The following is a 10517-nucleotide window of genomic DNA, read 5'->3' on the forward strand; positions in this document are numbered from 1 at the left end:
CGAGTGCGCAGTTCGTGCTCGATTCAGCCCGGTGAGACGCGCACCAATTGCTCACTCGATGAAGGGGCGGAGGATGACGGTGGTCGGAGTGCGGGGTTCGGGTGCGCGTTCAGGGGGCGGGATCGGGGCGGAGGATGACGGTGGTCGGAGTGCGGGGTTCGGGTGCGCGTTCAGGGGGCGGGATCGGGGCGGAGGATGACGGGGGCGGCTGGGGATGCCGGTAGGCCGGGGTGGTGGTCGAGAGAGCTAGACGGGTCAGCGTGACCCGGGGAAAGCTCATCGGCAACATCACCCGCGGCACCACGAATCCCAACAGGCTGCGCCGGTTTGACCGCTGGCTGGCAGGACCGCAGGGCTGGCGGTTGCGCGGCGCCGCAGCCCCCACCGTGGTGGATCTGGGCTTTGGAGCATCGCCAACCACCGCCGTCGAACTTTATGCCCGGCTGCGGGCGCTCCGTGCCGACGTTCGGGTGGCGGGCATCGAAATCGATCCGGCGCGGTGCGCGCGGCCAAGTCGCTGGAGTACGACGGGCTGAGTTTCATTTGGGGGGATTCGAGATCCCGCTTCCGACGCGGCCGGTGGTGGTGCGCGCCTTCAATGTGCTGCGCCAGTATGCGGAGTCGGACGTTGCAGCGGTCTGGGCCACAGTACGTGCCCGGCTGGCCCCGGATGGCATATTCGTCGACGGGACCTGCGATGAAATTGGCCGGGTCAGCAGTTGGGTGACGCTCGACGGCGGCGGTCCACTGTCGCTGACCATTTCCTTGCGCTTTGGTGCCGTAACGCGGCCCTCGGAAGTTGCCGAACGGCTGCCCAAGGTCCTGATTCACCGCAATGTCCCGGGCGAAAAGATCCACACCTTCCTGCAGGCCCTGGACCAGTCGTGGCTGCACACCGCACCGCTGGCCGGCTTCGGACATCGGCAGCGCTGGCTGGCCACCTGCCGGGGCATGCGGGCGGCGGGTTGGCCGGTGCAGGACGGTCCTGCGCGTTGGAGGCTGGGCGAAATCACTGTGGCGTGGTCCGCCGTCGCCCAGAATTCGCTGGCCGGCGACCGCGGTACAGCTGCAGCTGCAGCTGGAGCCGTCACCTGATTACGGCGAACAACCGCCATGGCCGCGCCGCGCTCTCATCGCCACGGCCGGCCCCCGCCCGAACCACCGCGGGCAACATACCACGCCCGAACCAACACGCCCCAGCTGCCGAGCCCGAAGTACCGCCCCCAGCTACCGCGCCAGAGTTACCAAGGGCCGTACGGGCCCTGGCTGCGGTTGCCGCCGCGGCGGGCGTCCTGGAGCGCAGGCCGGACATCGGCAAGGAAAACCGACGACGCCGTCACAGCCGCCAGCTCAAAGAGCAGGAAGAAGCTCATTTGTGGACTCAGCACGAACAACACCCCCACCACCGTGGCGGCCACCGTGACCAGGGTCCAGAAGTTCTTGGTCTTCTTGGACGCGCGCTCAAAATCCGCACCCTTGGTCCGCAGGCAGTCGAACAGCGCCCATACCTGCAGCCCGAGCGCCATCAGGCCCAACAGGAGAAGCAGCCATTGAGTAATTAGATACGTCACCGGTTCAGCCTAACTGGTTAGAGCCGGTCCAGCGCCTGCGCCAGATCCGACCATAGATCTTCCAAGTTCTCTATTCCAACGCTCAACCGCAGCAAATTGTTCGGAACGGAGGCAGGTTCGTTGCTGTGCCGGCGGCGCCGCTCGATCAGCGATTCCACTCCGCCCAACGATGTGGCGGGTGTCCACAGTGCCAGCGCACCAACGACTGCCTCGGCCGCCTCCGCGCCGCCGTGCACTTCAATCGCCAACACAGAACCGAATCCGCACATTTGTGCCTTCGCCCGCTCGTGGCCGGGATCCTGGGCCAGGCCCGGGAAACGCACCGCGTCCACCTGCGAATGGGCCAACAGACGCGTGGCCAGCTCAGCCGCCGTTGCCTGCGAGCGCTCCACCCGCAGTGCCAGCGTCCGCAGCCCGCGCAGCGCCAGCCACGCCTCGAACGGCCCGGCGATGGCGCCGTGGATGGAGCGGTGGTGCAGCAGAGCCTCCCGCAGCGCCGGGTCCGACGTCACCAAGGCACCCAGCACCACATCCGAATGGCCGGCGAGGTACTTTGTCACCGAATGCAGCACTACATCGCTGCCCAACTGCAGGGGCTTCTGCACCAGCGGTGTGGAAAACGTATTGTCGGTCACGACGACGGCGCCCACGGCTTTGGCGGCGGCCGAGAGTGCGCGCAGGTCGGCGACTTCAAGCATTGGGTTGGTGGGGCTTTCCAGCCAAAGCATGCTGGCTGGGGCACCGGAGCCATGTCCCTCCCCGTTCCCCTGCAGCGCCACGATGCTGGTCTCCGTATCGGCGATGTCCACACACCGGAGCGTGAACAGGCCCTTGGCCGCCAACTCCGTGGCCATCACCAGAGCCCCCTGATAGGAATGCCGCGGCATCACCAGCACTCCACCGGCCGGGATCAGGGACAAAGCCGAGGACACTGCGGCCAACCCGGAACCGTAGATCAGCCCTGGCAGCGCTGCCCCCTCCAAGGCCGCGAGGGCCTGCTCAAATGGGTCCCACGTCGGATTGGAGTAACGGCCGTAGGCACGGTCCCCATCGACGACGGCGCCCATACCCACATACGTGGAGGACAGGACGATGGGCGGATTCACCGGCGCGTCATGCCCGCGCTCGGGACGGCCGATGGCGACAACGACGGTGTCGGGGGCCAGCCCTGCCGCGTGGCCGTCTCCCGAGGAGGAAGCTGTGGAGGGGAGATCCGCGCCGGGGGCCGTTGCCCTGTGCGGATCCGTGCCGGACAAATCCGAAGTTTGAGTCATACTCCAAGATTAGTGCCGGGCCATTTCCGCCGGTAATCCCGCGGCTCGACCTCAGGAAATGATGACGCCATAGTCCGGCCGCAGACCACCCGCCGCGCAATACGGCCGCACAGATCCATGCTGCCGGAGCGCTCAGTGTTTGTAGGTACGCTAGTGCTGTGATCTTCGAACCCGCCGCTGCTGCTCCCCCGGAAGATCTTGCCGCGAAGACGGCGACCAATGCAGCGGCTCAATACCTGTCCACCAACAAGCGGGGGCTATTTATTGCCTTCGAGGGGGGCGACGGCGCCGGGAAGTCAACGCAGTCAGCGCTGCTGACCGATTCTCTGCGGGCTCTTGGCCGCACCGTTGTCAGCACCCGCGAACCCGGCGGAACCCCGATCGGTGAGCGGCTTCGGGCACTGGTCCTGGATCATGGCCACGGCGAGATCGACCCGCGTTCTGAGGCGCTGATTTTCGCTGCCGCACGGGCCGCGCATGCCAGCCAAGTGATCCGGCCGGCACTGCGGCGCAATGAGGTGGTGCTGACCGATCGCTACATCGACTCCTCCGTGGCCTACCAGGGCGCCGGGCGCAGCTTGGGCGAAGATCGGGTGCTTTCGCTCAATGAATGGGCCACCGATGGTCTGCGCCCCGATTTGACCGTTCTCCTGGACGTCCCGCCGGCGGAGGGGCGGGACCGGCGCACCGCCGGGGACGGGTCCGAAGACCGGCTGGAGTCCGAGCCTGACGACTTCCACGCCCGGATCCGCCGGACGTTCCTGGACCTGGCGGCGGCCGATCCCGACCGGTATTTGGTCCTGGACGCCCGCCGTGCCGTCGAAGAATTGTCCCGCCGGATCCTGGACCGCGTCAAAATGCTGCTGCCGTGAGTGTCTGGGACGATCTTCAGGGTCAGGGACCTGTGGTGGAGCAGTTGAGCCGTGCCGCCGAATCCCAAAACCCCACACACGCCTGGTTGTTCACCGGTCCGCCAGGGTCGGGTCGTTCCAATGCCGCCAAGGCGTTTGCGGCGGCCCTGGTCTGCGAGCGCACGGACCTCGCGGAACGCGGTTGCGGCGAATGCCACGCGTGCCACACGGTGCTGGCCGGAACAAACGCCGACGTAACATTCGTTGCCACCGAAAAGACGACCATCACCATCGAAGAGGCTCGGGAGCTGGTGACCAAGGCCCAGGACCGTCCCTCCTCCGCGCGCTGGCGGGTGATGATCGTCGGTGACGCGGACCGGATGGCCGAACGCACCACCAACGTCCTGCTCAAGGCCATCGAAGAACCCCCGCCACGGACCATCTGGATTCTTTGTGCTCCCAGTCCAGCCGACGTGCTGGTAACGATCCGCTCGCGGTGCCGGGCCGTCTCACTGCGGGTCCCGCCAGTGGAGGACGTGGCGGCGCTGCTGGTCAGGCGCGACGGCGTCGATCCGCACAGCGCTGCGATGGCGGCGCGCGCGGCACAAAGCCACGTGGGCATTGCCCGCCGGCTGGCACAGGACGAAGGCGCCCGCGAGCGCCGCAACGCGATCGTGCGGCTCCCGCTCACTCTTCAGGACGTCTCTGATGCAGTCCGCGCCGCCGGTTCTCTGGTGGAACTCGCGACTGCGGAGGCAAACTCCTCCAACGACGTCCGGGATGCCGCGGAGAAGGGAAATCTGCTGCGCTCGCTCGGGGCCCCCACATCCGGTGCTCTGCCACCGTCGATCCGTTCCCAGGTCCGCCAGCTTGAAGATGACCAGAAACGCCGTTCCAAGCGCTCCATCACCGATACGCTGGATCGCGCCCTGACGGATTTGCTCTCCTTTTATCGGGACACGCTGGTGCTCCAGCTCAGCGCTGCCGCCAACGCAGCAGACGGATCCGAGCAGGGCCAGCTGCCCACGTCAGCTACCGTGGAACTTGTCAACGCGGATCTGCGCCCGCAGCTGCAGGCGTTCGCCGCCGCCAGCACACCGGAAACAACGCTGGCCCGGATGGATGCCATCAACAATGTCCGGCGCAGAATCACCAGCTCCAACGTGGCACCGCTGCTGGCCATCGAGGCCATGGCCGTCAGCCTGTTGTAGCCACCTTCGTCAGGAGAAATGCATGAGAGTGGACTACCGCAGCGTGACCCGGCACCGGCGGGGCATCTTGGCCGCGGCAGCCGCCGTCGCCCTGATGCTCTCCGGCTGCTCGCCGTCGGCACCCGGTGGAGCGGGCGGCGCCACCGTCGTCTCAAGTCCGGACGCCGCCGTCGTGCAGGGAACACCGAAGGCGCTGGCAACGTACTATTCGCAAAAGGTCACCTGGACCAGCTGTGAAAAAACGTTCCAATGCGCAACCATCAAGGTGCCGGTGGACTACTCCCACCCCAAGGCCTCCTCCATCGCGCTGGCCGTCATCAGGCTCGGCTCGACGGGGTCGAAGATCGGATCGCTGCTGGTGAACCCCGGCGGCCCAGGAGCCTCGGGTTACGACATGGTGCGCGACGGAGCGACGAAAATCTTCTCCAAAACAATGCGCCGGTCCTATGACATCGTTGGCTTCGATCCCCGCGGGGTCAAACGCTCCGCGCCTGTCGCCTGCATCAGCGACGCCGCCCGGGACAAGGAACGCCAGCAGTCCTACAATCTCGACGACAATGCGGAGCTGGCCCAGGACGAGGCGCAGAATCGGTCGGACATTGCGCAGTGCCTCAAGCATTCCGGGCCGGACCTGGGATTTATCGACACCGAGAGCTCCGCCAGGGACATGGACATCCTGCGCGCCGCGGTCAATGACACGAAACTCAATTACATGGGCTTCTCCTATGGGACCAAACTGGGCGCCACCTACGCCGGCCTCTTTCCGCACAAGGTTGGAAAGTTTTCCCTGGACGGCGCGCTGGACCCGTCGCTGAGCATCGAGGACATCTCCATGGGTCAGGCGAAGGGTTTTGAGCAGGAAATCCATGCATGGGCCGCGGACTGCCTCGCCCATCCGAAGTGCCCGGTCAGCGGCACTCCGGAGGAAGCAGTGCAGCAGATCAGGGACTTGAATGCCAGCTACGTGGACAATCCAAAGCAAACCCAGCAAGGGCGACTGTTGACAGCCGGAGAATTCAACAACGCCTTGGCCGTGGCTATGTACTCGACCGACCTGTGGGATCCGCTGAAATCCGCTTTGACGGACGCGTTCGCCGGCGACTCCTCGTCAATGCTGGCACTGGCGGACTACTCCGCGGACCGTGATCCAAACGGCACTTACAGCTCCAACACGGCCTTTGCCTTCAACGCCGTCAACTGCCTGGACTATCCGATGACCACGGACGTGGCGGCTATGCGCGCGGACGAAAAGAAGTTGGAAAGCATCTCCCCGACCTTCGGCAAAACGCTGTCGTATTCCGGGCTGACATGCAAGGACTGGCCGTTCAAGCCGGTGGACAAGCCCCATAAGATCAGCGCCGAGGGTGCCGCTCCCATCCTGGTGGTTGGCACGACGCGGGACCCCGCCACTCCATACAGCTGGGCGGTGGCCCTGAGTAATCAGCTCAGTTCCGGGGTGCTCCTGACGTGGAACGGGGATGGACACACCGCGTACGGGCGATCCAACGCGTGCATCACCAAAGCGGTTGACAGCTACTTCGTGGACGGAAAAGTCCCCGCCGACGGAACTACCTGCTGACCCTGCGCAAGGGCCCGAACTTCTCGGGCTGGGCTGCCCGCCGGTCGGCCGGAACACCAACGCTGGTGGCGGTTTTGACCATTGCCTTGGGCTCCATTAGAGTTTCTACTTGCGTCATTAACTTGCCGCAAGCCTCCTTAGCTCAGTTGGTAGAGCGTTTCACTCGTAATGAAAAGGTCAACAGTTCGATTCTGTTAGGAGGCTCAGTCCAAGCCCCGGCCGGTACAGGCAGGGGCTTTTTTGGTGCTTGGCTCGTCGGCTGCACCCTCGCCGCCGCGAGGCCCAGCGCCGCGGCCTTCCGCTACAGTGACGGCCCAGCGCCACGGGTGGCCAGGACGTGCCCCCCAACCAGCGGCCTACGTGTGCAGCAGCCGCTCGGCCTCGGCCACGTGCGCCAGCACGATATGCGAACGGCGTTCGACGGCGGCAAAGGGCCCAGCGGCCAGCCGCGCCATGGCCACGGCCTCGGCGGCCGCCGCGAGGGCATTGCCCGCGCGCGAGAGCTCCCGGTGCACCTCGTTGAGGTAGGCACCCTCACTGGCTGGAATATCCGAACCGGAGCTGGGTGCAATGGCCTGCGCGCCGGCGCAGACGGACCGCACCCGCGGGAGCAGTTCCGCCAGGGAATTCGCGAGTGGAACCAGGTTGTCGTAGAGCGGGCCATCGTTCACGCCCTCCAGCATCTGGTGGAACCTGTCCAGGCCGCGGACGAAGCGGTCATGGGCGCGGCGCCAAACCCCTTGCCCTAATTCGGCATCATCCCGGCGCCCCTGACGAGCCGCGGCAAAGAAGGCCAACCGAGCCGCTAGAGGTACTGACCGGGCCGCGGAGCCGACTCCCCGGCTGCGGACTGGCGTGCGCCGGAGACGGGGGCGCGCTCGGGCTCACCGTTTTCGCCCATCACGACGCCGGGAGCAAGCACCGTCCCCGGCGGCAGCTGGCGCAGCTGCAGCGCGGCGGCCGAGTGCTGATTGGCCAGCTGCTGGGCGGCGAGCGCCGTTTGAATGCCGTGGAACAGACCCTCCAGCCAGCCCACCAGCTGGGCCTGGGCAATCCGTAATTCGGCGTCTGAGGGTGTGGCGTCGTCGCTGAACGGCAGGCTGATCCGATGCAGCTCGGCCACCAGTTCCTCGGACAGACCGTCCTCCAGTTCGCGGATCGAGCGTTCATGGATTTCCGCTAACCGACCGCGGGCTGCCTCATCGAGGGGCGCGCTGCGGACTTCCTCCAACAGTTGGCGCACCATGGTGCCAATCCGCATCACCTTGGCCGGTTCATCCACCAGGTCCGCGAGGTCAGTGCGCTTGGCCTTGGATTCTTCCGGCCGAGGCACCGAGGTGCCTTCCGTGCCATCGGACACCGTTGCGGCGCCGTCGAGCGTTGTTCCCTCCACAGGCTGCTCAGCGTCGTTCATCATGGTTTCATCATGCCACTTGCCGCCAACCGTTCAAGGCGCACTCGCAGCCCCGGCGATCCCCAGCGCCTGTCCTTGAGTGGCCCGGAACTCAGGCGAGCAGCAGTATTTTGCCCATGTGTTCGCCGGAATCGAAGTATTCGTGTGCCTTCGCCGCCTGCGCCAGCGGAAAGGTTTTATTCACCAGCGTTTTCACCGTGCCACTGCTGAGCAAGGGCCACACATGTTCGCGCACCGCAGTCATGATGATCCCCTTTTCGGCAACCGGCCGGGCGCGCAGCGCGGTGCCGATGATCGCCGCGCGTTTGCTCACGAGCGCGCCCAGATTCAGCTCCGCCGTCGTGCCGCCCTGCATTCCGATGACCACCAGCCGTCCGTACATCGCCAGCGCATCCACGTTGCGCTGCAGGTACTTCGCGCCGACGACGTCGAGGATCACGTCCGCGCCATGACCGCCGGTGCGTCGGCGCAGCACCTCGACGAAATCCTGCTCGGCGTAGTTGATTGCGATGTCCGCGCCCAGGAACGCGGTCAGGGTGCCGACCTTTTCGGCGTTTCCCGCGGTGGCGGCCACCGTCGCGCCCAGCGCCTTCGCCAGCTGCACGGCCATCACCCCGATGCCGCCGGTTCCGCCGTGGATCAGCACCGTCTCCCCCGGCTGCAGCTGGGCAGTCATGTAGAGGTTCGAATAAACCGTGGCCGCAACTTCCGGCAGCGAAGCCGCGCTCACCAGATCAATACCGTCCGGTACCGGCAATACCTGTTCTGCGGGGACCGCCACCTGCTGCGCGTAACCGCCGCCGGCCAACAGGGCCACGACTTTGTCCCCCTTCGAAAAGGGCTTCGAAACGTTCGTGCCGAAGCCCGAAATCCGGCCGGAAACCTCCAGCCCCAGCAACTTCGAGGCGCCCTCCGGCGGCGGATAGTGGCCGCGCCGCTGCTGGACGTCGGCCCGGTTCAGCCCGGCGGCAACGACATCGATCAGCACTTCCCCGGGACCGGGCACCGGAGCGGGCACCTCCCGCAGTTCCAGCATGTCAGCTCCGCCTGGGGCCTTGACCACTATTGCCTTCATCGCATCCTCCACCGCTGGTCCGCGCGCGCACTGCCAATTGGCTGTCCGTGCGCTTTTTGTAGCCGTCCGTACCGTATGAAAGACTACAAGCGTCAGGAAGGTTGTCCGAGCGGCCGATGGAGCTGGTCTTGAAAACCAGTGTGCGGTAACCCCGTACCAAGAGTTCGAATCTCTTACCTTCCGCCCATCGAATTCGTGCGGGTCCCAGCTTTTTCCGAAGCGACTCGGGATCCGCACGAACAGCGGGGAACGGCCGCAGTGGGCACCAACCCAGCCGCGGCCGCAGCAGGCCAAACCTGGAACACAACGGTTCCCGATCCGCCACTTACTGGACACGCACCGGGGGCCCCGTCCTAGAGTGGCAATCATGGAATATAGGACTCTCGGAAACAGCGGCGCCGTCGTATCGGCCTTCGCCCTCGGCACCATGACATTTGGCGCGGAGGCGGATGAGAAGGACTCGCACGCCATTTTGAACGATTATGCAGCGGCGGGCGGCAACTTTATCGATACCGCTGACGTTTACTCGCAGGGAACTTCGGAGGAGATCATTGGCCGGTGGCTGGCCAGCCATCCGCAGGAGCGGGACCAAATGGTGCTCGCCAGCAAGGGCCGCTTCCCGATGGGCGAGGGCCCCAATGATCTGGGCACCTCGGGCCGTCACCTGCGCCGCGCGCTGGATGATTCGCTGGGCCGGCTGGGTGTGGAGCATATTGATCTGTATCAGATGCATGCCTGGGACCCTTTCACGCCGATTGAGGAGACGCTTCGTTTCCTCAATGACGCCGTGACGAGCGGCAAGATTGGCTATTACGGCTTCTCCAATTTCACCGGCTGGCAGCTGACGAAGGCCGTGTACGTGGCGCGGGAGCATGGCTGGGCACCGCCGGTCACGCTGCAGCCGCAGTACAGTCTGCTGGTCCGCGGGATTGAATCCGAGATCGTTCCGGCAGCGCTCGACGCCGGTCTGGGCTTGCTGCCTTGGTCGCCGTTGGCCGGTGGCTGGCTCAGCGGGAAGTACCAGCGGGATCAGCATCCAACCGGCCAGACGCGGCTCGGAGAGAATGCCGAGCGGGGCATGGAAGCGTGGACGGGCCGCAACGCCGAGGAGAAGACCTGGCAGGTGCTGGACGCCGTGCTGGAAATCGCCAAGAGCCACAAGGTGAGTGCCGCCCAAGTGGCCTTGGCTTGGCTGGTGCGGCAGCCAGCGGTCACATCCGTCATTCTGGGCGCCCGCACCACGGAACAGCTGGCGGACAATCTGCAAGCCGGATCGCTGGAACTCTCCGATCAGGATCTGCAACGCCTGACCGGGGTCAGCGAACCCGAGCTGGCCAGCTATCCCTACGGAGTGCCCGCCATCGCCCAGCGCAGCAGGAAGATCGAGGGAGGCCGCTAGGACGGTGCTGATTAATCGGGGGCGTTAAGGCGCGCCTTCGAACGGTTTCCCGGGATTGCGGAAGACTGGATTCATGCAGGGTATTGATGATGGTCAGCGTCAGCTTTTGGATGTTGGTGTGCTCGCGGGCCATTTGCTTCCGG

Annotated in this window: 9 protein-coding genes, 2 tRNA genes and 1 pseudogene; 7 read left to right on the forward strand and 5 right to left on the reverse strand. The window is 65.6% G+C overall.

Features of this window, described 5'->3' with window-relative positions:
- Positions 1–233: 233 nt before the first annotated feature.
- Positions 234–1095 (forward strand): annotated as a pseudogene (locus tag IV498_RS19100) (class I SAM-dependent methyltransferase).
- Positions 1096–1241: 146 nt separating this feature from the next.
- On the opposite strand, the gene IV498_RS13615 reads toward IV498_RS19100, so the two are convergent.
- Together IV498_RS13615 and IV498_RS13620 are read right to left on the reverse strand one after the other, a co-directional pair.
- Positions 1242–1571, reverse strand: a complete 330-nt coding sequence (locus IV498_RS13615) for a DUF2516 family protein (protein WP_269047434.1) — start codon at positions 1569–1571, stop codon at positions 1242–1244.
- A 17-nt stretch (positions 1572–1588) separates the two neighbouring features.
- The gene (locus IV498_RS13620) at positions 1589–2845 is read right to left on the reverse strand and encodes a trans-sulfuration enzyme family protein (protein WP_269047435.1); all 1257 of its coding nucleotides are present in this window, start codon (positions 2843–2845) and stop codon (positions 1589–1591) included.
- A 236-nt stretch (positions 2846–3081) separates the two neighbouring features.
- On the opposite strand from IV498_RS13620, the gene tmk reads away from it, so the two are divergent.
- The 4 genes from tmk to IV498_RS13640 all read left to right on the forward strand — a co-directional run bounded on the left by tmk (position 3082) and on the right by IV498_RS13640 (position 6690).
- Positions 3082–3717 carry a dTMP kinase gene (gene tmk, locus IV498_RS13625; RefSeq protein WP_269047446.1) on the forward strand — a complete coding sequence of 212 codons (636 nt, stop codon included), beginning with the start codon at positions 3082–3084 and terminating at the stop codon, positions 3715–3717.
- Positions 3714–4907, forward strand: coding sequence for a DNA polymerase III subunit delta' (locus IV498_RS13630; protein ID WP_269047436.1), 1194 nt, complete (start codon positions 3714–3716; stop codon positions 4905–4907). The genes tmk and IV498_RS13630 overlap by 4 nt, the downstream gene beginning before the upstream one ends.
- A 22-nt stretch (positions 4908–4929) precedes the next feature.
- On the forward strand, positions 4930–6486 hold the full coding sequence (locus tag IV498_RS13635) for an alpha/beta hydrolase (protein WP_269047438.1): 1557 nt from the start codon (positions 4930–4932) through the stop codon (positions 6484–6486).
- 131 nt (positions 6487–6617) lie between these two features.
- Positions 6618–6690, forward strand: a tRNA-Thr gene (locus IV498_RS13640).
- Positions 6691–6842: 152 nt separating this feature from the next.
- Here the strand turns inward: IV498_RS13640 and IV498_RS13645 are convergent.
- The 3 genes from IV498_RS13645 to IV498_RS13655 form a co-directional block, all read right to left on the reverse strand.
- Entirely contained in the window at positions 6843–7283 is a 441-nt protein-coding gene (locus IV498_RS13645; RefSeq protein ID WP_269047439.1) for a hypothetical protein, read from the reverse strand.
- Positions 7284–7291: 8 nt separating this feature from the next.
- A complete protein-coding gene (locus tag IV498_RS13650) occupies positions 7292–7903 on the reverse strand; it encodes a bacterial proteasome activator family protein (protein ID WP_269047440.1) in 612 nt (203 codons plus the stop codon).
- Positions 7904–7991: 88 nt separating this feature from the next.
- A complete protein-coding gene (locus tag IV498_RS13655) occupies positions 7992–8975 on the reverse strand; it encodes an NAD(P)H-quinone oxidoreductase (protein ID WP_269047441.1) in 984 nt (327 codons plus the stop codon).
- A gap of 95 nt (positions 8976–9070) precedes the next feature.
- On the opposite strand from IV498_RS13655, the gene IV498_RS13660 reads away from it, so the two are divergent.
- Together IV498_RS13660 and IV498_RS13665 are read left to right on the forward strand one after the other, a co-directional pair.
- Positions 9071–9158, forward strand: a tRNA-Ser gene (locus tag IV498_RS13660).
- A gap of 184 nt (positions 9159–9342) precedes the next feature.
- Entirely contained in the window at positions 9343–10374 is a 1032-nt protein-coding gene (locus IV498_RS13665) for an aldo/keto reductase (RefSeq protein WP_269047443.1), read from the forward strand.
- Positions 10375–10517: the final 143 nt, after the last annotated feature.

The organism is Paenarthrobacter sp. Z7-10 (assembly GCF_026932795.1).
Classification (GTDB): domain Bacteria; phylum Actinomycetota; class Actinomycetes; order Actinomycetales; family Micrococcaceae; genus Arthrobacter_M.

Excerpts from the sequence above, each read along its gene's own strand:
- IV498_RS13665 (WP_269047443.1), top strand. The coding sequence starts at position 9,343 with ATGGAATATAGGACTCTCGGAAACAGCGGCGCCGTCGTATCGGCCTTC.
- IV498_RS13655 (WP_269047441.1), bottom strand. The coding sequence starts at position 8,975 with ATGAAGGCAATAGTGGTCAAGGCCCCAGGCGGAGCTGACATGCTGGAA.
- IV498_RS13635 (WP_269047438.1), top strand. The coding sequence starts at position 4,930 with ATGAGAGTGGACTACCGCAGCGTGACCCGGCACCGGCGGGGCATCTTG.
- IV498_RS13620 (WP_269047435.1), bottom strand. The coding sequence starts at position 2,845 with ATGACTCAAACTTCGGATTTGTCCGGCACGGATCCGCACAGGGCAACG.
- IV498_RS13650 (WP_269047440.1), bottom strand. The coding sequence starts at position 7,903 with ATGATGAACGACGCTGAGCAGCCTGTGGAGGGAACAACGCTCGACGGC.